General features: G+C 62.5%; 24 protein-coding genes. 8 read left to right on the top strand and 16 right to left on the bottom strand.

Features of this window, described 5'->3' with window-relative positions; all coding sequences use genetic code 11:
* The first annotated feature begins 2 nt into the window (after nt 1-2).
* From FHT75_RS15490 to FHT75_RS15480, 3 genes are read left to right on the top strand one after another with little or no spacing between them, the layout of a single operon-like run.
* Nucleotides 3-908: a carbohydrate ABC transporter permease gene (locus tag FHT75_RS15490; RefSeq protein WP_373289175.1), complete on the top strand. Its 906-nt coding sequence runs from the start codon at nt 3-5 to the stop codon at nt 906-908.
* Nucleotides 905-1,741: a carbohydrate ABC transporter permease gene (locus FHT75_RS15485; RefSeq protein WP_063475586.1), complete on the top strand. Its 837-nt coding sequence runs from the start codon at nt 905-907 to the stop codon at nt 1,739-1,741. The genes FHT75_RS15490 and FHT75_RS15485 overlap by 4 nt, the downstream gene beginning before the upstream one ends.
* Before the next feature lie 26 nt (nt 1,742-1,767).
* Nucleotides 1,768-3,033, top strand: a complete 1,266-nt coding sequence (locus FHT75_RS15480) for an ABC transporter substrate-binding protein (RefSeq protein ID WP_183845050.1) — start codon at nt 1,768-1,770, stop codon at nt 3,031-3,033.
* 74 nt (nt 3,034-3,107) lie between these two features.
* Here the strand turns inward: FHT75_RS15480 and FHT75_RS15475 are convergent, their stop codons facing one another.
* Nucleotides 3,108-4,076, bottom strand: a complete 969-nt coding sequence (locus FHT75_RS15475) for a substrate-binding domain-containing protein (RefSeq protein ID WP_063475588.1) — start codon at nt 4,074-4,076, stop codon at nt 3,108-3,110.
* A 188-nt stretch (nt 4,077-4,264) separates the two neighbouring features.
* Here FHT75_RS15475 and FHT75_RS15470 point away from each other — a divergent pair, with 188 nt between their 5' ends.
* Complete coding sequence (locus FHT75_RS15470; RefSeq protein WP_245450189.1) at nt 4,265-7,111, top strand: M16 family metallopeptidase; 2,847 nt, start codon at nt 4,265-4,267, stop codon at nt 7,109-7,111.
* 13 nt (nt 7,112-7,124) lie between these two features.
* Here the strand turns inward: FHT75_RS15470 and FHT75_RS15465 are convergent, their stop codons facing one another.
* The 3 genes from FHT75_RS15465 to FHT75_RS15455 form a co-directional block, all read right to left on the bottom strand.
* Nucleotides 7,125-7,805 carry a GNAT family N-acetyltransferase gene (locus FHT75_RS15465; RefSeq protein WP_097630818.1) on the bottom strand — a complete coding sequence of 227 codons (681 nt, stop codon included), beginning with the start codon at nt 7,803-7,805 and terminating at the stop codon, nt 7,125-7,127.
* Nucleotides 7,802-8,293 (bottom strand): MarR family winged helix-turn-helix transcriptional regulator, encoded by a 492-nt coding sequence (locus FHT75_RS15460; RefSeq protein ID WP_063475590.1) that lies wholly within the window; start codon nt 8,291-8,293, stop codon nt 7,802-7,804. Before FHT75_RS15460 ends, FHT75_RS15465 begins: the two co-directional genes overlap by 4 nt.
* A gap of 142 nt (nt 8,294-8,435) precedes the next feature.
* Complete coding sequence (locus FHT75_RS15455) at nt 8,436-9,602, bottom strand: MFS transporter (RefSeq protein WP_097630817.1); 1,167 nt, start codon at nt 9,600-9,602, stop codon at nt 8,436-8,438.
* A gap of 218 nt (nt 9,603-9,820) precedes the next feature.
* Here FHT75_RS15455 and FHT75_RS15450 point away from each other — a divergent pair, with 218 nt between their 5' ends.
* The 3 genes from FHT75_RS15450 to FHT75_RS15440 all read left to right on the top strand — a co-directional run bounded on the left by FHT75_RS15450 (nt 9,821) and on the right by FHT75_RS15440 (nt 12,871).
* The gene (locus FHT75_RS15450; protein ID WP_097630816.1) at nt 9,821-10,732 is read left to right on the top strand and encodes an agmatinase; all 912 of its coding nucleotides are present in this window, start codon (nt 9,821-9,823) and stop codon (nt 10,730-10,732) included.
* 157 nt (nt 10,733-10,889) lie between these two features.
* Complete coding sequence (locus FHT75_RS15445; RefSeq protein WP_183845051.1) at nt 10,890-12,404, top strand: winged helix-turn-helix domain-containing tetratricopeptide repeat protein; 1,515 nt, start codon at nt 10,890-10,892, stop codon at nt 12,402-12,404.
* A 98-nt stretch (nt 12,405-12,502) separates the two neighbouring features.
* On the top strand, nt 12,503-12,871 hold the full coding sequence (locus FHT75_RS15440; protein ID WP_063475594.1) for a hypothetical protein: 369 nt from the start codon (nt 12,503-12,505) through the stop codon (nt 12,869-12,871).
* A gap of 35 nt (nt 12,872-12,906) precedes the next feature.
* Here the strand turns inward: FHT75_RS15440 and FHT75_RS15435 are convergent, their stop codons facing one another.
* The 8 genes from FHT75_RS15435 to FHT75_RS15400 all read right to left on the bottom strand — a co-directional run bounded on the left by FHT75_RS15435 (nt 12,907) and on the right by FHT75_RS15400 (nt 18,488).
* Complete coding sequence (locus tag FHT75_RS15435; RefSeq protein WP_097630814.1) at nt 12,907-13,368, bottom strand: DUF411 domain-containing protein; 462 nt, start codon at nt 13,366-13,368, stop codon at nt 12,907-12,909.
* Nucleotides 13,369-13,424: 56 nt separating this feature from the next.
* The gene (locus tag FHT75_RS15430; RefSeq protein WP_062940207.1) at nt 13,425-13,712 is read right to left on the bottom strand and encodes a copper-binding protein; all 288 of its coding nucleotides are present in this window, start codon (nt 13,710-13,712) and stop codon (nt 13,425-13,427) included.
* 21 nt (nt 13,713-13,733) lie between these two features.
* Complete coding sequence (locus tag FHT75_RS15425; protein ID WP_097630813.1) at nt 13,734-14,213, bottom strand: plastocyanin/azurin family copper-binding protein; 480 nt, start codon at nt 14,211-14,213, stop codon at nt 13,734-13,736.
* Between the two features lie 34 nt (nt 14,214-14,247).
* Nucleotides 14,248-15,594, bottom strand: coding sequence for a multicopper oxidase family protein (locus FHT75_RS15420; protein WP_047615193.1), 1,347 nt, complete (start codon nt 15,592-15,594; stop codon nt 14,248-14,250).
* A 14-nt stretch (nt 15,595-15,608) separates the two neighbouring features.
* A complete protein-coding gene (locus tag FHT75_RS15415) occupies nt 15,609-17,075 on the bottom strand; it encodes a TolC family protein (RefSeq protein ID WP_183845052.1) in 1,467 nt (488 codons plus the stop codon).
* Nucleotides 17,072-17,299 carry a hypothetical protein gene (locus FHT75_RS35845; protein WP_047615196.1) on the bottom strand — a complete coding sequence of 76 codons (228 nt, stop codon included), beginning with the start codon at nt 17,297-17,299 and terminating at the stop codon, nt 17,072-17,074. The genes FHT75_RS15415 and FHT75_RS35845 overlap by 4 nt, the downstream gene beginning before the upstream one ends.
* 89 nt (nt 17,300-17,388) lie before the next feature.
* Nucleotides 17,389-17,787, bottom strand: a complete 399-nt coding sequence (locus tag FHT75_RS15405; protein ID WP_097630884.1) for a hypothetical protein — start codon at nt 17,785-17,787, stop codon at nt 17,389-17,391.
* A gap of 197 nt (nt 17,788-17,984) precedes the next feature.
* Nucleotides 17,985-18,488, bottom strand: a complete 504-nt coding sequence (locus FHT75_RS15400) for a cytochrome b (protein WP_097630811.1) — start codon at nt 18,486-18,488, stop codon at nt 17,985-17,987.
* Nucleotides 18,489-18,686: 198 nt separating this feature from the next.
* Here FHT75_RS15400 and FHT75_RS15395 point away from each other — a divergent pair, with 198 nt between their 5' ends.
* Nucleotides 18,687-19,217 (top strand): c-type cytochrome, encoded by a 531-nt coding sequence (locus FHT75_RS15395; RefSeq protein WP_409527369.1) that lies wholly within the window; start codon nt 18,687-18,689, stop codon nt 19,215-19,217.
* Between the two features lie 72 nt (nt 19,218-19,289).
* Here the strand turns inward: FHT75_RS15395 and FHT75_RS15390 are convergent, their stop codons facing one another.
* From FHT75_RS15390 to FHT75_RS15375, 4 genes are all read right to left on the bottom strand, one after another.
* Nucleotides 19,290-19,970 carry a peroxiredoxin-like family protein gene (locus FHT75_RS15390; RefSeq protein WP_047615201.1) on the bottom strand — a complete coding sequence of 227 codons (681 nt, stop codon included), beginning with the start codon at nt 19,968-19,970 and terminating at the stop codon, nt 19,290-19,292.
* Between the two features lie 74 nt (nt 19,971-20,044).
* The gene (locus FHT75_RS15385; RefSeq protein WP_183845053.1) at nt 20,045-23,305 is read right to left on the bottom strand and encodes an adenylate/guanylate cyclase domain-containing protein; all 3,261 of its coding nucleotides are present in this window, start codon (nt 23,303-23,305) and stop codon (nt 20,045-20,047) included.
* A gap of 166 nt (nt 23,306-23,471) precedes the next feature.
* Nucleotides 23,472-24,005: a YidB family protein gene (locus FHT75_RS15380; RefSeq protein WP_063475603.1), complete on the bottom strand. Its 534-nt coding sequence runs from the start codon at nt 24,003-24,005 to the stop codon at nt 23,472-23,474.
* A gap of 172 nt (nt 24,006-24,177) precedes the next feature.
* On the bottom strand, nt 24,178-24,516 hold the full coding sequence (locus FHT75_RS15375; protein ID WP_063475604.1) for a hypothetical protein: 339 nt from the start codon (nt 24,514-24,516) through the stop codon (nt 24,178-24,180).
* Nucleotides 24,517-24,847: the final 331 nt, after the last annotated feature.

Below are 24,847 nucleotides of genomic sequence, written 5' to 3'. Positions count from 1 at the left end.
CGATGGCTGCGCCGCATGATTCCGCCGCTGCGCATCGGCGCAGCGAGGCCCAGATCGCCTGGATGCTGGTGCTGCCGGCGATGATCCTGCTGTTCCTCTTCGTGCTCTTGCCGGTTGCATCTGTGATCGTGCTCGGCTTCACCGATTTCGAACTCGGCTTCGGCAAGTTCCGTTTCGTCGGCTTCGAGAATTATGCGCACCTGATCACCGACCGCACCTTTCGCAAGTCGCTGTGGAATACGACGGTCTATACGGCGATCGTCGCCCCCGTCTCGATCCTTCTCGGCCTCGGCATTGCCATGCTGATCGAGAGCGAAACCGCGGCGCGCAGCTTCTTCCGCACCGCCTATTTCCTGCCGGTCGCCTCGCTGATCGTCGCCATGGCGACCGTCTGGCAATATATGTTCCACCCCACAATCGGCCCGATCAATGCGCTGCTGGCCCTTGTCGGGCTTCCCGGTCCGAACTGGTTGGGCAGCTCCGGCACCGTGCTTTACAGCCTCTCGATCATCGGCGTCTGGCAATCGGCCGGCTTCAACATGGTGCTGTTCCTGGCCGGACTGACGGCGATCCCGCGTGAGCTTTACGCCGCCGCCGAAGTGGATGGCGCCAGATCCTCCTTCGACCGCTTCCTGCTGGTGACCTGGCCGATGCTCGGGCCGACGACGCTCTTCGTCATCACCATCAGCATCACCAATGCGGTCAAGGTCTTTGAGACGGTCAAGACCCTGACCGACGGCGGCCCCAACAAGGCGTCGGAAGTGCTGCTCTTTACCATCTACCAGGAAGGCTTCGTCTATCTGCGCGTTGGGTATGCCTCGGCGATGACGGTGGTCTTCCTGCTGATCCTGGTGGTGCTGATGTTCCTGCAGTATCGCGTCCTCGATCGCCGGGTGCATTACACATGATGACCAGCGCTTTTTCCCTCGGCAGGATCATCCGCCTGACCCTGCTCTCACTGGGCGCGATCGTCTTTCTGTCGCCCTACGCCTTCATGATCTCGACGGCTGGCAAGGCACAGAGCGATATCTTCACCTCGTCGCTATCGCTCATCCCGGCGCATCTCACCTATGTCGAGAATTTTGCCAAGGCTTTGAGCCGGGTGCCGATGGCGCGGCTCTTGTGGAACGGCGTCGTCGTCTGCGGGCTGATCTTCTTCTTCCAGGTGCTGGTGGCGATCCCCTGCGCCTACGCCATGGCGAAGCTGCGCTTTGGTGCCGCCCGCGCCATGATGGTGCTGGTCATGCTCGGCCTGCTGGTGCCGATCCATGCGACCGCGCTGCCGCTCTATGTCGCCTTCGACCGCGCTTCGCTGCTCAACAGCTATGCCGCCCTGGTCGCGCCCTTCACCATTTCGGTCTTCGCGATCTTCATGTTCCTGCAGTTCTTCCGCGCCATGCCGGATGATCTCATCCATGCCGCCCGTCTCGACGGCATGTCGGAAATCGGGATCGTTGCCCGCGTCATCGTGCCGAATGCCTGGCCGGCGGTCACCGCCTTTGCCATCTTCTCGGTCGTTGCCCATTGGAACGATCTCTACTGGCCGCTGATCGTCATCAGCAAGCAGGACTACGCCACGCCGCCGCTGGGCCTGATGTATTTCCGCGCCGCAGAGGCCGGCGACGACTACGGCGCACTGATGGCGGCGACCCTCATGATTACCCTTCCCCTCGTCGCCGCCTTCCTGCTTGCGCAGAAGCGTTTCGTCGAGGGCATCACCATGACCGGACTCAAAGGCTGACCGGTTTCAACCCAGGAGAACGAGCGATGAAACATATCACCCAGATTCTCGCCGCAGCGGCCGTATCCTTGGCAATCGCGCTTCCCGCGCATGCCGAGACGACGCTGACGGTTCACTACCCGATGCCGGGCTTCTTCAAGGACGTGATGGACACGATCTCGAAGAAATTCATGGTAGAAAACCCCGATATCAAGATCCAGTTCGCCAGCCCCTCGGCCACCTATGAAGAAGGCATCCAGACGATCCTTCGTCAGGTCGGCACCAGCGAAATGCCCGATATCACCTTCATCGGCCTCAACCGCCTGCGCATGCTTGACGAACGCGACGTCGCCGTCGACCTCGGTCCGCTCGTCAAGAAGGACGGCAACATGGCCGAGCAAGGCTTCTCCGACACGATCCTCAAGCTCGCCGAAGTCAAGGGCAAGCAGGTGGGGCTGGCTTTCGCGACCTCCAACCCGATCATGTATTACAACGCCGATCTCGTGAAGGCGGCTGGCGGTAACCCCGACAATCCGCCGAAGACCTGGGATGAGGTCATCGCGCTCGGCGGCAAGATCAAGGCGCTCGGCAACGGTGTCGACGGCATCGATTTCCGCTGGCAGGGCGACGACTGGATGTTTTCGGCTCTCCTCTTCGGCGCCGGCGGCAAGATGCTGAGCGATGACGAAAGCAAGGTTGCCTTCAACGGTCCGGAAGGTCAGAAGGCCGTCGAAGTCCTGCATCGCTTGGTCACCGAGGGCGGCATGCCTGTCTTCACCAAGCCCGCAGGCGAACAGGCTTTCGCAGCCGGCAAGGTCGGTTTCGAATTCCAGACGACGGGCGCGCTGCGCAACACGATCAAGAATGTCGGCAACAAGTTCGATCTGCGCACTGCCAGGATCCCGCTGATCGACTCGGTGAACGGCCGCCTGCCGACGGGCGGCAACGCCGTCGTCATCCTGACGCATGACGCCGCCAAGCAGGATGCTGCCTGGAAGTTCGCTAAATTCGCCGCCGGCCCCTACGGTGCTTCCGTCGTCGTGCCTGGCACCGGTTATGTTCCGAACAATGAGCTTGCCGCGAAGTCACCCGAATATCTCGGCGATTTCTACAAGCAGAACCCGCTGTTCCAGGCCGGCCTCAGCCAGATGCCGGTGATGATCCCCTGGTATGCCTTCCCCGGCTCGAACGGCGTCAAGGTCACGCAGACGATCGTCGACAACCTGTCGCGCATCGTCGACCAGTCGGCCGAGCCGAAGGAAGCGCTCGACGACGCGGCCGCTGACGTCGAGGACATGCTGCCGCGCAGCTGATCTCCTTTCTCACCAGGCATAGGGCAGGGGTCGCCATGCCGAGCGCGTGGCGGCCTCTTCTTTTCCCTAGCTTCTCAGATGGCGCGCACCGTGCCGCCGCGGCGTAGCGTATAGGCGACGTCGAGATGACGGGCAGGGGCGGCATTCTCCGCCATGTCGAGGAGCAGCGAGGCGGCCGTCGCCCCCATGCTGGCATCCGGCATTTCGATCGTCGTCAGCGGCGGATCGATCAGCCGGCCGATGGCGATGCCGTCGAAGCCGGCGACCGAAACATCGCCCGGCACCGAGAGCCCTTCGCGCTTCAGCGCGCCGATGACGCCGAGCGCCAGAAGATCGTTCGAGGCGATGATCGCCGTCGGCGCAAGCGAGGTCATCGCCATGCCGAGATCGAGTTGGTCAAAACCGTTGACGAAGGGGATCTGCATCACATCGAGCGGTGCAAGCCCGCTCTCGGCCATGGCGTCGAGATAACCCTGGTAGCGAAGCAGCGCGCGATCGGAGGCAGCGAAATTGCCGGAAAGAAACAGAATGCGGCGATGACCCATGCCGATCAGGAACGCCGTGATCTCGCGGCCGGCGCCGCGATTGTCGGCGGTGACAGCCGCCGGAAATTGCGCCGTCGGCAGGTTGTTGAGCAGCACGGTCGGCGGCAGCCTGGCAAGCAGCGCCTGGCTGGTCGAGGGATCGCAGACGGTGAGGATCAGCCCGGTCGGCCGGTCGTTCAGGAGGGCGGCGACGGCATCGGCCTCGCGCGCCGGATCGTAGTTCGACTGGGCGATCAAGACGCCGTGGCCGGCCACCAGCATGCGGTTCTGGATGCTCGACAACGACGAGGCAAAGACCGGATTGGTGATGCTCGGGATCAGCACGCCGACCACGGGCCTGCGGCCAAGCCTGCCGGCGGAGTGATAACCGAGTTCGGCGGCCGCACGGCGCACTTTGCGCACCATCAGGTCGCTCGCCGGTCCGTTGCGGTTGAGAACACGGCTTGCGGTCGCCAGCGAGCAGCCTGCCCGGAATGCGACCTGCTCCAACGTCGCCATGAAAGCGCCTCCTGGTAACCTCATCAAGGCGCAATCCTTTAAGTGGGTTCAATGACATTGGTCTGACGCTTGGCCGGAATTGTCTCCTTCTTATCCATTCGCGCACATGGACGTTGATGCGAAATGCAACCTGTGGAATAGTCGAATCGACGCTATCTACCCTTCTCCTGCTCATCACCTGGACAAGAATGTCTCACAAACAAATGGAATGCTCCACGGCGCGGTGGTTTCTCGCGGCGGTCTGCCTTGCTGCAAACTTCGCGTTGCCAGCCTATGCGGACACCCCATCCGAGCCTTGGCCGCAAACGCAAAGCGACCTGCAAGCCGAGACTGGCGTGCATTTCGGCACGCTCGCCAACGGCATGCGGTTTGCGATCATGCGCAACGTCACGCCGCCCGGACAGGCCGCGATCCGCTTTCGCATCGGCGCCGGCTCGCTCGAGGAAAACGACAACCAGCAGGGTCTGGCGCATTTTCTCGAGCACATGGCCTTCAAGGGTTCGACGCATGTCGCCGAAGGGGAGATGATCCGTATCTTGCAGCGCAAGGGCCTGGCCTTTGGACCGGACACCAACGCCCATACCTCTTATGACGAGACTGTCTATGCGCTCGATCTGCCCGAGGTCGATGCGGACACAGTTTCGACGGGCCTGATGCTGATGCGGGAAACGGCGAGCGAGCTGACCCTCGATGCCGGAGCTTTCGATCGCGAACGCGGCGTCATCCTGTCGGAAGAGCGGCTGCGCGATACACCGCAGTCTCGCGCAGCGCTCGGAATCATGAATTCGTTGCTCGCCGGCCAGCGCGCGACCATGCGCGTGCCGATCGGCAAAGCCGACATCATCAGCAATGCGCCCGTAGACCTCGTCCGTGATTATTACCGGGCCAACTACCGACCCGATCGGGCAACGTTGATCGTAGTGGGCGATATCGACCCGGCCGCCATGGAAACCGAAATCCGGCAGCGCTTCGGCGACTGGAAGGCCGTGGGGCCGGCGCCGGCAAAACCGGATCTTGGCACACTGGCGGCGAAAGGCGAAAGTGCCGAGGTGATCACTGTTCCCGGCGGCATGACGAGCATACAGGTCGCCTGGACGCGTCCCTATGACGCCGCGCCTGATACCTCTGCCAGGCGCCGCGCCGAGCTTATTGAGGATCTCGGGCTGCTGGTGCTCAAACGGCGGGTGAGCGCTATCGCCAGCAAGGCGGATGCCCCTTTCATCAGCGCGGGCGTAGGCTCCCAGGATCTCCTCGATTCCGCGCATGTCGTCCTGGTCTCGGCAAATTCCGAGGCGGACAAATGGCAGGCAGCGCTCACGGCCATCGACCAGGAACAGCGTCGTATCCAAAAATTCGGCGTTGAAAAGGCGGAGATCGATCGCGAAATCCGCGAATATCGCTTGGCTCTGCAAGCTGCCGCAGACGGAGCCGCGACGCGCGCGACCACCGACATCGCCTCGGCGCTGGCTGGCAGCGTCGACGACGATCAAGTCTTCACCTCGCCTGCCGAAGACCTCTCGCTGTTCGAGACGATAACGAAGGGCGTCACGATGGCCGAGGTCAATCAAGCCCTTCAGCGTGCTTTCTCCGGCAACGGTCCGCAGGTCGTGCTGCAGACGCCCCAATCACCGCAGGGCGGAGCCGACACGGTTCGGCAAGTCTATGACGCTTCGAATGCCATTGACGTCTCGGCGCCATCCGGTGCTGCTGACGTCGCCTGGCCCTACACCCATTTCGGCGAGCCGGGCGCAGTGGTCGAACGCCGCGCCGTCGAAGATCTTGGCTTGACCATGGTGCGCTTTTCCAATGGCGTGCGGCTGACCGTCAAGCCAACCAAACTGCGTGCCAACGAAGTGCTGGTGCGCGAAGATATCGGCCGCGGTCGGCTGGATCTGCCGCGCGACCGTTCCCTCGCGACCTGGGCATCTCCGGCCGTGGTGCTATCCGGCGTGAAGGCCATGGATTACGAGGATATACAGAAAGCGCTGACGGCCAACATCGTCGGCGTCGACTTCTCGGTCGGCGACAGCTCCTTCAGGTTCGACGGTCGGACACGGACGGAAGATCTTGCGACACAGCTGCAACTGATGACCGCTTACACCTCCGATCCAGCCTACCGCCCCGAGGCGTTCAAGCGTGTGCAGCAGGCCTATTTGAGCGGCCTCGATCAGTATGACGCGTCGCCCGGCGGCGTTGTCAGCCGCGATTTCGCAGGTCTCGTGCATTCCGGAGATCTGCGCTGGACCTTCCCCGACCGCGCGCAATTGTCCGCCGCCAAGCCGGACGATTTCGAGGCGCTGTTCCGGCCGATGGTTTCCAACGGCCCGATCGATGTCACCATCGTCGGCGACGTCACGGTGGACGAGGCGATCCGGCTGACGGCTGAAACCTTCGGCGCTTTGCCGCCGCGCCCGGAGACTGCGTCGAGCACCGATCGGGACGAGGTGCGTTTTCCGCCGGCGACCAACCAGCCCGTCTTGCAGGCCCATAGCGGCAGGGCAGACAATGCCGCCGCCGTCGTTGGAGCTCCCATCGGCGATCTGCTCTCCGATCTGCCGCGTTCCTTCACCGCCAATGTCGCCGTGCAGATTTTTCAAAACAGGCTGATCGACCAGTTTCGCATTGCAGAAGGCGCAAGCTATGCCGTGCAGGGCGACGTCGACCTGTCAAGGGAAGTCCCCGGTTACGGCTACGCCTATTTCTACGTCGAGACAGGCCCGGAAAAGGTTGCGCGCTTTTACGCCCTTGTCGACGAGATCGCCAATGATCTCAGATCGCAGGAGGTCTCGCCGGACGAGCTTGCGCGCGCCCGGGCACCCATCATCGAGACATTGAAGCATCAGCAGCAGAGCAATGAATATTGGCTCTCATATCTGCACCACGCTCAGACGGATTCGCGTCGTTTAGACCGGATACGCGATAGTCTCGGCGGCTACGACAAGGTCACCGCCGGCGATATCCGCGCGTTTTCCTCGGCCTATTTCGGCCCGGAAAGATTCTGGAAATTCGAAGTGCTGCCGGCAGCGGTACGATAGTGGTGAATACCGCTCAGGACCGGCGTTTGACCGCGCGCATATTCATCTCCGAGCGAAGAGCAAAACCCTGCGTTTTGTAGAGGGAAATGGCCGAGATATTCGATGCATAGGCATGCAGATAGGCCGTGTCGCCGCTGGATGCGATTTCGCCGGCAACGAAACGGAAGAGCAGTGTGCCGAAACCGCGCCCCTGGAAATCGGGATGGGTGCAAAGCCCGCTGAGCTCGATGAAGCCGCTCTGCCGCATCCGCTGTCCGGCCATCGCGACCAGGCGGCCGTTGCTTCTGATCCCCCAGAAGCTGCCGAGGCTCTGGGCGCGCAGCGTGAACGGCCCGGGTTTGGTCAAGGTCGCCAAGGCCAGCATGTCGGCGGCATCGGCCTCCGTCAGCGGCTCGATGCGAGAATCCGAAATTCGCCCGTGAGGCCGCTCGGCAATCATTTGCACCAACGATGCCTCGGCGATGACGGCTAGCCCCGCTGGGATGACGATCGGTCCGGCTTCAACGAGGATCATGCTCTCCTCCGACGCCGGCAGCGCCTCCAGCGCGTCGAGGCTCTCCGGCCTGTCGTCGGCAGACGCCGCGAAGGGGACGATCGACGGCGGGTATCGCCGCGCATTTTCATTGCCTTCCGCAAGATGGGAGTGCGCGCTCTCCAGCGCGCTCCAGATTGGACGGTCGAGAACATGTTTCATCGTGTTTTCTCCTTGGCGGGGCTCCGCTGTGCCAGCGGCGCCTCTGCAAGCCCGTCCTCGATGGCGGCGAGCTGTTCGAGAATCGGCCCGTCGAGATCGCCGCAGAGATCGGCGACGGCTGCCGCGACACGCGGCCAGACCGATATCTTCGAATAGTCGATGAGTTCCTGGCCCTTGTCGGTCAGCGAGACCAATCGGCGGCGCTGATCATCCGGCGCCGGCTGCATGTCGACGAAACCGAGTTCGAGAAGCTGGCCGGTGGTCCTCGTGGCGCCCGGCTGGGTAATGCCCACTGCCTGCGCCAGCTCGCCGACCGTCAGCGGGCCGGCCCGGTCGATCGCCGCCAGGAATGGGTATTGGCCCGCCTGGATGCCAAGGCCGATCTCGTCGATGATCTGCTGCGTATCTGCCTGCAACCTCTCGCCGATGCGCCGCAGACGGCTGCCCATGCACAGAAACCCGAGCGTTCGGACCACATCCTCGACCATGCCATTCCCCCATTTGTATCGATGGTTATATAACGTGTTATATATTTGCTCAACCTGCTAAATTGAGTGCAGGTGATCCATCACAAAACCGGGCTGCTTGTGAGACGCCAAGCCCGCATTTGTGTCAAACCCAGTGGCTCGCTCAGCCCCGTCGCCTTTCCGCGATCAGAAGCACCGCCAGTATGCAGCTGAGCAGAGCGAGGGACGATGGCAGCCCCTGATGGCCAATCAGTTGCATCGCCAGTCCTGTCGCGGGCGAGCCCACGATGCCGCCGATGCCCCATACCAAGGCGAAGGCGGCGTTACCGGCGATCAAGGCCTGGCCGGTGAAACGCTCGCCGAGCTGGATCAGCGACAGGGTATAGATCCCGAACGAGACGCCGCCCCAGGTGAAAACCAGCGGCCAGATGAGCCACGCATCGAAGACGAGCGGCAGCAAGAGGCAACTGGCCAGGCAAGTCAGGACGCAAAGCAACATGGTCCGTGTCGACCCGAACCGCTCGGCCACGCGCCCGAGCAGGATCTGCAGCGCGGCATTGCCTGCGATGAAGCAGGTGATCAGCGAAGCGATACGCTCCTCGCCGCTGCCCAGGGCGGCGCCATAGACCGCAAACAGCGAAAGCAGGATCTGCTCGAAGGCGGCGGCCGCGAAAACCGCAAACAACAGCAGCGGTGCCAGTGCGAAGAAGCCGCCGACGGATGTTGCCTTGCCTTCCACAGGCGTGGTGGGCAGGCGCGGGGCGACCGCAAGCACGATCAGGCCGCAGAGGAGGAAGGCGGCGATGCCGATAATGAAGGGCGGCCAACCCTCAGTGCCGGCGAGGCCGAGCGACAGCGGGCCAATGGCGAAGCCACCCGAAACGATCGATGAATAGAGGCCCATGATGCGGCCTCGGCGTGGTGCTGGCGTGATGGAGATCAGCCAGGTTTCGCTGATCACGTAGAGCGGATTGGCGAAGAAGCCGAGCAGGAAGCGCAGCGGTATCCAGGCCCAGACGTCCTGTTTCCAGGCGATCGCGATCAGCGTGAGGGCGGCGAGGATCGAACACAGGATCGCCAGCCGCGCTCCGCCCACGCGCCGCGAAAGCGCCGGAATGAAGGGGGCCGACACAATGAAACCCAGCGGCGTCATCGCCGCCGACAGGCCAATCAGCCCGGATGTCGTTCCCTGTCGCTCCAGGATAAAACTGAGCAGCGGATAGGTCAGTCCCTGGGCCACGGCGAACACCGTGACGGTGGCGATAATGCCCGTCATCGCCGCCCATGGAATGCGGTCCGCGTGCGGTGATGTGATGCTTTCGGCAGTCATGCAGATTATCCTCGTCAGACCATAGGCTTTGAGGCTCCGGGAGCCTCGACGTCAAAGAGGATGAATTCTGCAGGACAGAGGGGAGCGTCGTACTTAAGTTTTTCCAAAAAGTTCTCAAAAACGTCCAAAGGGATTAAACAGGTCAGCGCCCAATTTCATCCCAACCGTAAACCCTCAGCACGACAGTTTCAGCCAGACATCATCAGGACCATCAGGAAATGACAGCTCCGCTTTCCTTTCTCGGCCTTCCCGATCGCCTCCCCAATGGACGTTTGCCCCGTGCGGTGATCTTTGCAGCCGCCCATGGCAGCACCTATCCCGGCAAGAACAGCAGCGGCTACGCCCTGGCCGCTGGTGCCATCCGCGCGGCGAGCCAGGACGATGCACCACTCCTTGAGCACTGGGATTTCGATCTCGGCGGCCCGCTGTTCGACGGCGGGCCGGTCTCATGCATCGATGCCGGCGACATCCAGACCATCCTGCATGACAATCCCGGCAACCGGGGCCGTATCGAGGCGAAGACGCGCGAGGTGCTGGCTTTGCAGGCGGTACCGATCCTGCTCGGTGGCGACTGTTCCGTGACCATTCCCTTCCTTGCCGGCTTTGCCGATCAAGGGCCTGTCTGGGTCCTGCAGATCGATGCCCATATCGACTGGCGCGACGAAGTGCATGGTGAACGCTACGGCTATTCAAGTCCGATGCGTCGGGCAAGCGAGATGCCGCATGTCGCCGGCATGGTGCAGGTCGGCCTGCGCAGCGTCGGCAGTGCGCGCCTCGCCGACATCGAGGCGGCGCAGCGCTATGGCAGCCGCTTCGTGACCGCCCGCGAGATCCACGCTCGAGGCGTCGAGGCCGCTCTTCAGTATATTCCGGAAGGAGCCCGGGTCGTCGTCACCCTCGATTGTGACAGCATCGATCCCAGTATCATGCCGGGCGTGGCGGCGCGTACCGCTGGCGGCCTCACTTATACGGAGGTGATCGATCTGATTGCCGGCCTCGGCAAGCGGGCTGAGATTGCGGGATTCGACCTTGTCGAACTCTATCCTCCTGCAGACGTTGATGGTCTGTCAGCCCTGACCGCCGCGCGCCTTCTGGTCAATGTCATCGGCGCCATCGTCCGGCAGGATTGAAATCCTGCTTCCTCTAGCAGCAGGCCGTGCATTCGTTGCGTTTTGGATTCCAGGCAACCTTATCCAGACGAGGCTCAGTCCCGGCCGGCGCTCGTGTCCTTGATGCTATGCGGCTTAAGCGGACGAATAGTTCCATCCAAGCTTTAAAGTCTCTAGGATGCGCCCCATGGGATCGCGCTTTGCCTTTGGTCCGTTCGTGCTTGATCCGGGGGCGGGAACGCTCCTTCGGAACGACGATCCCGTTGCCGTTGGCCATCGCGGGGTAAAGCTGCTTGAAGCACTTGTCAGGCGGCCCGGCGAAATCTTGGGGAAGGCCGAATTGATGGATGCGGCGTGGCCGGGCAGGGCGGTCGAGGAAGGCAATCTCACTGTCCAGATCGCGCAGTTGCGCAAGCTGCTCGGCCCGGCCGCCGATGACGGTGAATGGATCGCCACGGTGCCGCGCGTCGGCTACCGCTTTGCAGGCGCCATCAATCATCTCGGCGGCGTGAAGCGAACACCTCTGCCGCTGCCCGACAAGCCATCGATCGCTGTGCTGCCCTTCGTCAATATCAGCAACGATCCCGAGCAGGAATCCTTTGCGGATGGGCTGACCGAAGACCTGATCACTGATCTCTCCAGGATGCCGGGCCTGTTCGTCATCGCCCGCAACTCGGCCTTTGCCTACAAGGGAAGGGCGATGGACGTGCGCGCCATCGCCGAGGAGCTCGGGGTGCGCTACCTGCTGGAGGGGAGCGCCAGACGCGCCGCAGGGCAGGTGCGGATCAACGCCCAGTTGGTCGACGCGGTCAGCGGCGATCATCTGTGGGCCGAACGCTTCGACCGCAGCCTGGACGATATCTTTGCCGTTCAGGACGAGGTCACCGGCAAGATCGTCGAGGCGCTGCTCGGCCGTCTGCGCGCGCCGCCGCCGCGCAACCGACCGAAGAACCTCGAGGCTTACGATCTCTGTGTGCGGGCGCGCAGGCTGATGGATGATTCACCGCAGACGGCGCGGGAAGCGCATCTGATGCTGACGCGTGCGATCTCGCTCGATCCGGACTATGCCGAGGCCTATCGCTGGCTCGCCATCAACCACTGGATGGGAGAGGTCCACAGCGGCGGACCAACGCAACCGACCCGCAGCCTTGCCTTGGAACTGGCACGCAAGGCTGTCGCAATCGACCCCAACGATGCTGGCTGTCGTTGGATCCTGGCCTACCTGTTGGCCTATGAGCGCAGCTTCGACGAGGCGGATGCGGAGTTCGCCAAGGCGATCGAGCTCGATCCCAACGAGGCCGACACCTTTGCGGCGCTGTCCGACATCGCGGTTCTCGCCGGGCGGATCGGGGAGGGGCGTGAGCACATCGCCAAGGCCTTTCGGCTGAACCCGTTTCCGGCAAGCTGGTATTATCTGACGCTCGGCCAGGCGCAATATGCCGCCGGTGATTACGAATCTGCCGTTGAGACGCTGCGCCGGGACGAGACCTATCGGACGAGCTCACGCCGTTTCCTGGCGGCAAGCCTTGCCCAGCTCGGCCGTCTTGGCGAGGCGAGCGCCGAGGTCGAACTGTTCCTCGTCGCCAACCCGCATTTTTCAACCCGCCACTGGGCGGCGACCGAGCCCTTCCGCGATGCCCGGACGCTTGCGCATTTCATCGACGGCTATCGCAAGGCCGGTCTTCCGGAGTGACGCCGCGTGACTCAAACACGGCCGGCCAGCCATGCGAATATTCGCGTGGTCTCCTCGGATATGATAGGATCGAGATGCATTGACCACGGGAGGGGTAAATGCACCGGATCCTTCTGCTTTTGATCCTTTGCACGCAGTCCGCGTCGATATCGGCGGCGTCCGAATTTGCGATCTTCCATACAGCTTCGTTCGGCAGCAGCCGGTCGGTCAGCCTCAGTCTGGCAGAGGGCAGGCCCGCCCGCGATCCCACCTTCGATTTCGACGTCGTCATTGCGCTTTTGGAGTTCGACGGCGGCGGGACAGTGCTCTATCGGGACGGAGGAAGACACCAGGCGAGCGTGCGCTGCGTTTCGCCCGCCACGGTCCGGATCAATTCCGCCGACTATGCGGTCGACGTGTCGGCGCGGCCGGGGGCCGACTGGAAGCACGATCTCTGGGCGGCGCTCTGCAACAGTCCGGTTTCCTGAGCGGTCGTACGACATGGCTTGGCCGATCGAGTGCGTCAGCCCTTCCGGGGGCGGACCTCCATGAACACGTATGGCGCGGCGGTCCCCGAGGGGATCGCATAGACGTCGAAGGACGCCTGCTGGTCGTCGCCCATTCCCAACGAACCAGGAGGCATGCCGGGCACGGCCAGCCCACGGACCGGCGGCCGTTCCCGCAGCAGACGCTGGACGGCTTCGAGCGGAACGTGTCCTTCGAGGTAGTATTCCTCGACGACGGCAGTGTGGCATCCCTCCAGGTCGACAGGTACGCCCAGCCGCGCCTTGACCGCGGCAAGATCGTCGGTGTCGCGGGCGTCGACCGAAAATCCTGCGGCCGCCATCGCCTTCGACCATTCATGACAGCAGCCGCAGTTCGGATCCTTGTAGACGGTCATCTTCGCCGGCGCGACGGCGAAGGCCCTTCCGCCACAGAACGCCAGGGCTGATGCCGCCCATGCGATGAAGCTTCTCCTGTGCATCGTTTCCACTCCTCGATGTCCTGCCGCCCGGATCGAGGCCGGGCGGCAGGAGTCCCCTACTTTACTTCGGTGACGGTCAGCTTGCCATTCACGCGTTCGGCAACGAACTCGATGTTCGAACCTTCCTTCAGCTTTTCGAGCAGCGCCGGGTCCTCGACCCGGAAGACCATCGTCATCGCCGGCATGTCGAGGCCCTTCAGGTCCTCATGCTTGATGGTGACTTTCTTCGCCTTGGTGTCGACCTTGTTGACGACGCCCTTGGTGAATTCCTGGGCGAACGCACCGAAGGCTGCGCTGGCCGAAAGCAGGGCGGCAACGCCGATTTTGATCATAACAGTTTTCATGCTTATGGCTCCTTTTGCAGATTACTTGCCAGCGACGGTGACGTCGCCGTGCATGCCGGCTTCGTAGTGGCCGGGGATCAGGCAGGCGAACTTGAATTCGCCATCGGTGGTGAACTTCCAGACGATCTCGCCGGACTGGCCGGCTGGAAGGCGAATCGAGTTCGGATCGTCATGCTCCATCTCCGGGAACTTCTCCATGACCGCCTTGTGCTCGAGAATCTTGTCTTCCTGATCGAGCACAAACTCGTGGTCGACGGTTCCGGCATTCTTGATCGCGATCTTGACCGTCTGTCCCTTGCGGACATTGAAGACGGCCGGAGTAAACAGCATCTTGCCGTCCTCGGTTTCCTTCATCGTGACGCGGATTGTCTGCGTCGACTTCGCCTTGTCGCCAGGCTCGCCGATGGCCATCTTCTCGCCATGGCCGCCGGCGTGAGTGCCGGACGCGAGCGCCGGGGTTGCGAGGGCGACGAGCGCCAGTGCCAATACGTAGTTCTTCATGCGTAGATCCTTTCTTGACGTGGGAGATTGGGCCTCAGCCTTTTGTCGGCTTCGGCGTGATTTGCGTCTTTGCGTCTTTGGCCTTGGTCGCGTCCGGCAGCTCGCCGGTCCACTCCCAGGCCTGCGTTCCCGGCGGGTTTTCGTACCAGCCGGGATCGGAGTAGTCGTCCGCCGAGATGCCCTCGCGAACCTTCACGACCGAGAACATGCCGCCCATCTCGATGGGGCCGTGTGGCCCCCAGCCGGTCATCATAGGAACGGTGTTCTCGGGAATTGGCATTTCCATTTCGCCCATATCGGCCATGCCCTTGGTACCCATGGGCATGTAGTCCGGCTGCAGTTTCCTGATCTTCTCGGCGACCTTCGACTTGTCTGCACCGATGAAAGTCGGGATGTCATGACCCATGGCGTTCATCGTGTGATGGGACTTGTGGCAGTGGATCGCCCAGTCGCCGAGGTACTTGGCATCGAACTCGTAGGCGCGCATCGCGCCGACCGGAATGTCGATGCTGACCTCCGGCCACCGCGCCTCCGGCCGGACCCAGCCGCCGTCGGTGCATGTCACCTCGAAATCGTAGCCATGCATATGGATTGGATGGTTCGTCATCGTCAGGTTGCCGACACGCACCCGCACCCTGTCGTTCTTGGAAACGACGAGGGGGCTGATGTCCGGAAACACGCGGCTGTTCCAGCACCACATGTTGAAGTCGGTCATCTCCATGATCCGCGGCACGTAGGAGCCGGGATCGATGTCGTAGGCGTTGAGCAGGAAGACGAAGTCGCGATCGACGCGCATGAACTTCGGATCCTTCGGATGGATGACGAAGAAGCCCATCATGCCCATGGCCATCTGGACCATCTCGTCGGAATGCGGGTGGTACATGAAGGTGCCGGACTTCACGAGATCGAACTCGTAGACGTAGGTTTTGCCGACCGGGATGTGCGGTTGCGTCAGGCCGCCGACGCCGTCCATGCCCGACGGCAGGATCATGCCGTGCCAGTGGATCGTCGTGTGCTCCGGCAGCTTGTTGGTGACGAAGATACGGACGCGGTCGCCTTCCACCGCCTCGATCGTCGGCCCCGGAGACTGGCCGTTATAGCCCCAGAGATAGGCTGTCATGCCGTCGGCCATCTCGCGCTCGACCGGCTCGGCGACGAGGTGGAACTCCTTGACGCCGTTATTCATCCGGTGGGGCAGGGTCCAGCCGTTGAGGGTGACGACCGGCTGGTAGTCTGGACCCGAGGTCGGGTGGAGCGGCGGCTGCATGTCCGCTGATTCCATTGTCGGGGCGTCAGGCAGACCCATCGCCGACGTCTTCGTCCAGGCTCCCGCCGCCAGCATGGCCGCGCTTGCACCGAACAGTTGTCTTCTGTTGAACATGGTTGTTTCCTTTCTCAATGACCGCCGCCACCGCCGCTCCCGGAAGCAGCGGCGACCTCGGTCTCTGCCGAGGCGTTCGTCGCGCCGCCGCCGTAGATGGCAGGCGCGAGATTGGCTTCGGCCAGCCAGAAGTCTCGCTTCGCGTTGACGGAGAGCAGGATGGAGTTGATCTTGTCGCGGGTGTCGGTCAGCAGCTCGAACGTGTTGGTGATCATGCCGTTGTAGGTCAGCAGGGATTCCTCCTCGACCTTGGCGCGCAGCGGCACGACGTTGTTGCGGTAGTGCCGGGCGATGTCGTAGTTCGAGCGGTAGGCCTCGTAGGCGGAGCGCGCTTCCGAGCGCACGTTGACGGCTTTCTCCGCCAGTAAGTTCGCCGCCCGCATGTATGCCACCTCGGCCTTGCGCATCCGGGCCTTGCCCGTGTCGAAGATCGGGATTGCGAACTCCAGTTCGACCTGGGGAGTCGTCCTTGTCTTCTTCTCGTCGTCCTCGATTTCCCGTTCCGTTTCGAAGCCGGTCAGGATCTCGAGGTCGGTGACGTAGCGCGTCGCTTCGGTCAGGCCATAGGACCTGGCTGTGGCTTCGAGTTCGAGCTTCGCGACCTGGAGGTCTATCCGGTTTCGGAGTGCTTCGGCTTCGATGGTGTCGCGTTTTGCGACGGACTTGGGCAGCGGCGGCAGGCTGTTCGGAACCTGATAGTCCAGCTCGGAGCCCCAGAGGCCCATCAGTCGCGTCAGCTCCTCCTTGGCGAGGCGGGCCGCCAGGCGGGCCTTCGCCGTTTCTCCGGCGATTTCGGCGACGAACACATGTTCACGTGCCTGGGCGCCCTTGGTCATCGCACCGGTCTCGCCCAGCTTCGCCGCGAGCTCCGAAGCGGCATCGGCCGTCGCCTGGGCGCGCTGGAGCTGCCCGACGTTCTCCCACGCCGCGACTGCGCCGATCCAGGCACGCCGCGTGTCGGCGGCAACCTGGAGCGTTCTCACGGCCGCGGTCAACTGCGCCTGCCGGAAGCGTGTGTCGGCGATCGCCACGTCCCTGCTCTTCGTCGCGAGCGCCAGGATGTTCGTTGTGATCATCCCCTCGATCGTCTTGAACGCTTGAAGTTCCGGAGTTCCGATCCCTGTGGTGCCGAAGGAGACTGTCGGGTTGATGAACATCGTCGACTGCCAGGCGTCAGCCGCGCTGTCGCCAAGATCGGCATAGGCGGCCTGGAGGCCTTTGTTGTTGAGCAGGGCGATCTGGACGGCCGTCTCGACGTCGAGAGGTTTCGTTCGAGCAAGCAGGCTTTTGACCTGCGCCCCCGCAGAACGGGCCTGGTTCCGGTTCTGGATCCAGACGGTCTCTTTCGCCTCGACACTGGCGGTCTTGTTGGCGACGGAAATGAAGCCCGCCTCATTGCGGGAATAGTCGTCGCCCGTGACGCAACCGCTTAGCGCCAGCGGGAATGCCAGCGCCATGATTATTCTTCTAGGCCCGATCATGAGGCATCTCCATTTGCTGGAGACTGCAGATCGTTCTGTCTGCGCCAAGGCTTGGGGTCGACGGGCTGCCTGGCTTCATAGCCCGAGATCGGCGACCGGTATGTGATGGGGCGCGCGGACGGCTGTTCGACGGCGGCGGAGGATGCCACCACGTCGGGAGGAAGCGTGGATGCGCAGCCGCCGACAAGAAGCGGCAGCCCCACCACGAAAAGCGAGGGTTTCATTATGAAGTTTCCGAATAAGAGATAACCTGTGAGCGCTCGCCTAAAAGGCACGCGACCGACGGGACCCGATCAAGCGGGTGTGTCTCTATTCAGATATTTGGGGGACGGTGGAGGGGCGGCAGTTCGCCAATGGTCGTCTGGTCGTCGACGAACTGCCGGATCGAGGTCACGACGGGTCCGCCGACGTCGGGGCCATCACAAATGATGCCAAGCCCGCCACAGAAGTCCTTGCAGCATTCCTGCTTGACGAGCTTCGACGGGCCATCGCCATCATGAGATACGTCGCCATGCGCGTGGCCATGATGGGCGGCCTCCGTCATGTCGTGGCCTTCATGGGGCGACGTCACGTCGGACACAACGGCTTTGAGATCGGGGAAGGAGGAGCCGTGCATCGCTGCGTTAGCGTTCGACAACGAGTACCCCGCCAGTGATACGACGATCACCAGCCGTATCATCACGAGCAGCTTGCTCATTGCGATTCGGTACATCTTGCCCATTCCCAACGGCCTACATGCAATGCAGCCGGATTTCAATTAAGACCTCTGTGTCACGGATGTTCGAGTCCTTTATGTGGCGCGAACATCACGTTGTGCACAAGCTAGAGCTTCCTTTGGCGCTATAATGCTACACGATCCTGGTTTTCGTCGCCAAGGCGGGCCGCTATGTCCTGCTGACGCTCGCCACGTTACAGATTTTCGGCTGACCGCTTCCGGCGCGGCAGCAGTATCCGGTCGACCGTATCGTCACGGACGACGAGCGTATGCCAGATCGCCGCGGCGAGATGCAGCGCGACCATCGCCAGGATGATCCTCGACCCGACAACGTGGTACGGCGCGATCGCGAACCAGACGTAGCTCGCGACCAATCCCATGCAGGCCTGTCCAATGATGGCGGCGTAGAAGGCGTGATGAAGCGCCGTGGCGGCTCGTCCGCTCCATGTGCCGGGCGCGCCGATCTCTGGCGGCTGAAGGATACGAAGAACCAGCCGTGCGCCCATCAGCAGTCCGATCGCCATTCCTGCATAGTTATGGAGCTGGTGCTGAACGACGTCCCAATAAGCCGGCGCCATCCCCATGTGGACGGCATGGTGGGTTCTCTCGATGCTGCCACCCGTCAGATACTGCACCGGCACCATGAGGGCGACCAGCCAGTGAAGCCCTATCTGGGCCAGTGAATAGCCACCTTTCATCGATCCTCTCCTGCCGAGGGCGCAGACTAATCGGCGGCGGTTAACGCTTCCTGATCGGCTTGGAGCATCGCGAGATGCGGCGTATCGGGGAGGGCGCCCGCCCTTTTATTGCCCCGATGAGAACGGATATCGGTAGTCGCAAGCGGCACGATCTCGGATTCGGAAAGCAGCCTTATGAGACGAACCATTTTTGCGAACATGTTCGGTTTGCTCTTCGTCGTGGGTGTGATTCTGATCATGGCAGTCTCGTCGCCGGCGACCGAGGATGTCGTAGCGCTTCGGCAGGCCGACATGAAGGCCATGGCCGCGGCGGTTAAGACCATCTCCGGCATGTTCAAGGATCCGGCGAGCTACACGGCTAACGAGTTCAGCTGGGCTGCCGATACAATCCGCGACAGGTCGGGTGTCGTTCTCTCCGGACACTTCATGTCCGAGGCCGTCAGTCCACAGTCGAAGGCCAGGCCGAACATCCCCGCGGAGCGCGAGCGGTTCGACCGGATTGCGAACGACCTGCGCGACTACGCGGTCGCGCTGGACGCCGCCGCCCGGAGTAACCCGGGATCGATGTCTGCCAGCATGCGCATGAAGCCCGGCGAGGCCATGGGCGGCGGACCGCTCGGCACTCACGTCCGCAACGAGCAGGATCTCCTGGCAATGCCGGCGGAACACGCGTTCCACCTCATGCTCCAGACCTGCACGACCTGCCACGCCAAATTCAGGGCGGAATGACGGCGAGCACGCGGGTTTGGAATGGCCCGCCTTGCTCCGGCGTTCAACCGGTCAAGAACGGCCTCTTTTGCTTCAAACAGCCATGTTCGACGCTGCCGACATCACTTCGCGAGGGGCAGGGCCGCCGAACATATGACGACCATCCTCCTCGACTTCGGTGAAGCACCAGCGCACGACGCCATCCCGATCGAGCAGGAATTCACCGACAAGCTGGCCGTGGCCGGTGGCGATCATCTGCTTGTCATCTTCGGTGAATTCGTAACCATCGGCCTTGTCGAGAAATTCCACGGCTGCCATCAGGTCCATGGGCGCTGGAAGCTCGTCCGGCATGTCGATGCGCATCGACGTCACCGCATTCATGCTGATTTTATGCGGCCAGTCATTCTCGTCTTCGGTAAATTGAAGGTTCGGCAGGCCGAAGGCCTTGTGCGATACCCGCTCCGGGTCCGAGGCCGCCAGCAGATTGGGAAGCGGATGGTAGCGAAAATAGAGGCGGGCGCGGTCGATCGGTGTGTTGACGACGGTCAGGCTGTCGATGCCTTTCTCCTGCAAGGCATCGGTGAGTTCGGCCATGGCGGCGATCTGGCGGCGGCAGAAGGGGCAATGCAATCCGCGGAACAACCCGACGAGCACCGGCTTCTGGCCGCGAAAATCGTCGATGGCAACTTTCCCCTGGCGGGTGATAGCATCCAGCACCACGTTCGGCGCGCGATCTCCCGGCTGCAATGGCCTTGCGGCGTGGTTCTCCTGCATGTTTCGTTCCTCCCTTTATGTTTTTGAATCGACTTGCCAAATCGATCTCCGGCGATCACTGCAACGAGGACGGGTCAGTCGAGAAACGGCAAGACGACGAGCGTGCCTGGATCGAGGTTGTGGCGGATGCACACATCCTGTGCCAGCGTGAAATACCGTTCTGCCGCGTCCATGTCGTCATGCTCGAGGCTGAGTGTCGCCAAGCCATCATAGCACGGAAAGAGCAGTTGCGGTTCATCAATTTCCTTCGCAACCTCAAGGGCTTCCTCGTAATACTTACGAGCTAGCTTCGGCTGCCCGTGGCATTGATGAATCTGGCCGAGCACGATCAGCGGCACGGAGAGATGGTCGCGCTGATCGAGCGCCCGGTCGATTTCGACTGATTTCTCCGCCGCCGGTACGCCCTCGGCGGCGCACCGATCGGTAAAGGTGCAGCAGGCAACGGCGAGATTGGCGAGAAGACGCGCCTGGAAGCCGAGATCGCCAATACGGGTCGCGACCTCCAGTCCTCGCCGGCAGATCTTGATGGCGCTGGCCGGATCGACGATCGTGTAGAGAACGCCAAGATTGGAATAGGCGCGGCAGGCGGCACTTTGCAGATCGGCCTTTTCGGCGACGGAGAGACTGCGCTCCACTTCCTGCACGGCCTCGCGGCTACGTCCGAGTCGCGCAAGGGCTGCACCCTTGGTATTCAGCGCCTCTGCCATCGCCCGCGCCGTCTCCCGTCCGGCCTCGGTGGTGCCGTCGATCGGCAGCGTTTGCAGGCATTGCAGCGCCTGCGTCGCCCACTCGGCAGCGGCAGCCTGATCGCCCATGCGGAAGGCGAGATGGCCGCGCTCTTGCAGGACATGCGCACGTTCGACCGGCGCATCCACGGTTGCGATCGTCGCTTCAGCTTCGGCGCAATGGATCTCCGCCTGATCGCGGCGGCCGGCATCGAGATGCAAACGGCCGATCTTGCGCAATATCCTCGCCGCGGCAATCGGATTGTCTTTGGCGCGGTGGATCGCAAGCGCTCGCTGATAATGGGCCAAGGCGGCGTCGCGCAGGCCGGCAGGACCGCAGAGATCGGCAAGACGCTCCAGCAGCGCCAGTTGCTCCGGTGTCACTTCCGCCTCGTTGGCAAAGGCCGCAAGCGCCTGCCGATAGAGACGCATGGCATCATCATTGGCGTAGGTCTTGCGCGCCAGATCGCCTGCCGCCATCAGATAGCTGGCGCCCTTGGACTTTTCGGTGGTCAGGCTGAAATGATGGCCAAGTTGCGCCAGATGCTCGGGCCGGTCGGGCGCTGCGCCATACTGACGTTCCAGAGCCCGGCCGATCCGTTGATGAAGCTCCATCCGCCGCTGCAGCAGGAGATTATGGTAGATGACATCGTGCATCAGCGTCTGGCTGAAGCGATAGCCCGGCGATACCACGGCATCGGACCCGCGCAATTCCTCGATGATATTGGCATCGCAGAGGTAATCCAAGGCAGCGTCGATGCCGCTCGGGTCGGTGGCGACGGTGCGGAGCAGGGCGGTATCGAACTTCGGGCCGACCACCGCCGCCTCCTGCGCCAGCCGCCTGATCTCCTGCGGCAGCCGATCGACGCGGGCAAGCAGCAGGGCTTGCAGATTGACCGGGATATCGACATCGGTGTCTTCGGCGGCGACATGCCAGTGCTGGCCGTCGCCATGCTGACCATCATCGTGCAACGTGCCCATGTCGATCAGTCCGCGCAGGATTTCTTCGATGAAAAGCGGATTGCCGCCGGCGCGATCGAGGATGCGCTTGCGCACCGTCACCGGCAACTTGCTATGGCCCTCGCCAAAAAAGGCAGCAAGCAGCTTCTCCCCGTCGGCTGCAAAGAGTGGCTCAAGACGTTGCACGGTGACGCTGACACGATTGGAGTTCAGCGGGTCGGTCTGCGATGTCGGCCGGTAGATCACAAGCAGCATCAGCCGGCTGCGCTCCAGCCGATCCATCATGAAGCGCAGCACCTCAAGCGAGGCGGCGTCCGCCCAATGCAGATCCTCGATGACGAGCAGCAGGGGGCCTTGTCCCAACCGCCGCTCGAAGACGGTGCGGACGGCATAGAAAATCTGCCGCCGCAACTGCTCCGGCTCAATGTGGCGCAACGCGCCATCGGGATCTCCGAGACCAAGGACATGCAAAAAGAGCGGCAAAAGTGCCTCCACGTCCTCCGGCGTCAGATCGAGCGCGGCGAACCCCGTTGCCAGCAATTGCCGCGTCCTGGCAAGATCATCCCGCTCGCCGATGCCGTAGGCGCTGCGCACCACGGCGGCGAGCGTCCCATAGGATTGTTCGCCGAGGGGAGAGCAGGTCGCTTTGCGGATGGCAAGGCCCCGAAAACGGGCAGTATTGCTAGCGATTGCGACGAACTCGTTGACCAGCCGCGACTTGCCGATACCCGCTTCGCCAATCAGGCGGACAAGCTGTGCCGCGCCGCCGCAGGCGAGGTCGAGGCATGTCAGCAAGCCCGACAACTCCCTGTCCCGTCCGATCATTGGCGCCCGCAGGCCGAAACTTTCAAGTCCACGCGCCGTATGCGGCGCTTCCGACAGCCCGGTCAGCCGATGGACCTGCACGTTTCCGCTTTTGCCTCGCAAGGTCTGAGCCCCGAGACTGTCGAAGGCGAAGGCATGGCGGGTGAGGCGGTAGGTCAGCGGCCCAACGAGGATCTCGTTTTCGCCGGCCATGGACTGCAGGCGTTGCGCGGTATTCACCGTATCGCCGGTCACCGAATAGGATTTCGTACTGACTGCACCGAAGCCGCCGGTGACAACAGGGCCGCTATTGATGCCGATATGCAGACGCAACGGCACGCCGGCGCGTGCGTGCCAGCGCTCGCCGACCTCCGTGGCTCGCTTGATCATATTGAGTGCGGCGTTAAGCGCCCGAACCGGATCGTCTTCATGGGCGACCGGCGCGCCGAACAGCGCCAGGAGCGCATCACCGACGAACTTGTCGACAAAGCCGCCATAAGCCTCGACCGCCTGTGCCATCTCTTCGAACAATTCGTTCTGCAGCACCCGCATGACTTCGGGATCGATCTGCTCGCTCAGCGTCGTGAAGCCGCAGAGATCGGCAAAGAGCACGGTCACCGGCCGCCGGTCGGCATCGCTGTCCGGCTTAGGCGCTGTCGCTTCGATGTTGGGCTTCGATGCAGGTTGGACTTTGCCTGATATCGATGCGCCGCATTGCGGGCAGAAGGCAAAATCGGGCTGACAGGGATAGCCGCAGGCGGCGCAGGTGACAGGCTGCCTTGCGCCGCATCGCGGACAGAAAGCAAAACCGCTCTGAATATCGAAACCGCAGCCCGCGCACTCCATCGGACGCATCTCGCGAAAACCCGATGCGTTGCGGCTCTTTCAGCCGCAACCAGCGGACAGGGACAAGCATGAACCTGCTTCCCCAGGCCTGCAAGTGAAGACTTTGGCAGGCGTTCGATGACCGAGCACCTGCCCAGCGGTGATAGGCGAGGGCGACGTCCCGATATCAGATGGTGCCGGGCCGCCCGGAGGTGGTTGATTGGCTCGCGGATGACAAAAACGCCTCTTCGGCGGTGGGCACTTTCCCCTCTGGGGTCAGATCGTCGACAGCCTTGGGAAGGTCGCGGCTCAGCCGGCCCAAAATCTCCTCATGAGAAAGGCCGGTATTGGCGGCGATCTCGTTGAGAACATCAGGCCCGAGTGCTTCCGCCAGCTGCCCATCATTGATGTCGGCATTCTGACCGGGCTGTACCCAAGACTCGATCTTGTCGCCGTGACCGTTCTGCTGAAATGTCTTCAGAAGATCGCCCAGCCCGCCGCTGACGATGCCACCGGAGGTCAGCCCGCCGAGGAGGCCGCCGAGACCGCCGGAACCGCCCAGTCCGCCGAGAATGCCCCCAAGCCCGCCCGGCTGCTGGTTCCCCGCGCCAGCCTGCTGAGGGTTCTGGATGCCCCGCAGGAGTTCCCCGATCTTGTCTCTGTTCTGGTAGCCGGCAACGGCAAGAACGGCGAGAAGCGCCTTCAATTGACCGCTCATCATGATGAATCCTCCTATGGTGCTCCAAGGTGCAGACGGCCCAATGCAGGTCGCCGCATGGGCAGCAATGTCCGGAGCGCCCAAAGGTTCCGCGCCGGTGCGCAAACAAGGCTGCACCGGGCGGATTCGTTCCGCAATCACAAAGGCCGACCGACTTTACAGCTCACGCCGCTACTCAGATTTCCGGGCAGCCTCGCTGGTTTGCAAAGACAATTCGCTCCGGTCCGCGGCGCGTCATGCCCTGGACGACGATGCTGCGGGCAGATATGCGGACGATCTGCGCCCTGCGAAGTCCTTCGCTGCGGGCGATGTCGAGAGCATCGTCCGGATCACAACCGCGCCGTCCGCGGTCGCGGCGGTCATAACGGTCATAATCACGATCACGGTCATAAACGCCGACGCCACCAGGGCCGAGCCGCAACTCCAAGTCCTGCGCGGCAACGATCGTCGGCGAGATGGTCAGCCCAGTTATGGCGGCCAAGCCAACCAGGACGAATTGAAGAGATTTCCGCATGAGTTCCTCCCATGGTCTTGTGCTTATCGTAATGACAACCTCGCCATACGAATTTTGTTCCTCATGACAAGCGGAGACGGCGCGGCGCCGATCTGCCGGAGCCGCATTCGATGGACGTTTTGCGGAGCGCAACATCCAAGAGAACCTCATCCTGGTGCCCCGAAGGGCCTCGAAGGAGAGGGCGGGTGCTCAGGCCAATCGATTATTGTCTTCGTTGCATTTGAAAATGGAATCTGCCCGGCTACAACAATTGTCAAAGCTGATTAGAGGCGCGACGTTGCCAGCCATTTAGAGATGCGACACTCAGCATTGCCGCTGGCGCTGACGGCAG

Origin of the sequence: Rhizobium sp. BK112 (assembly GCF_014193215.1) — a bacterium.
GTDB lineage: Bacteria > Pseudomonadota > Alphaproteobacteria > Rhizobiales > Rhizobiaceae > Rhizobium > Rhizobium anhuiense.
Note: the sequence above shows the minus strand (reverse complement) of the source record. Positions and strands in the feature narration are given on the sequence as shown.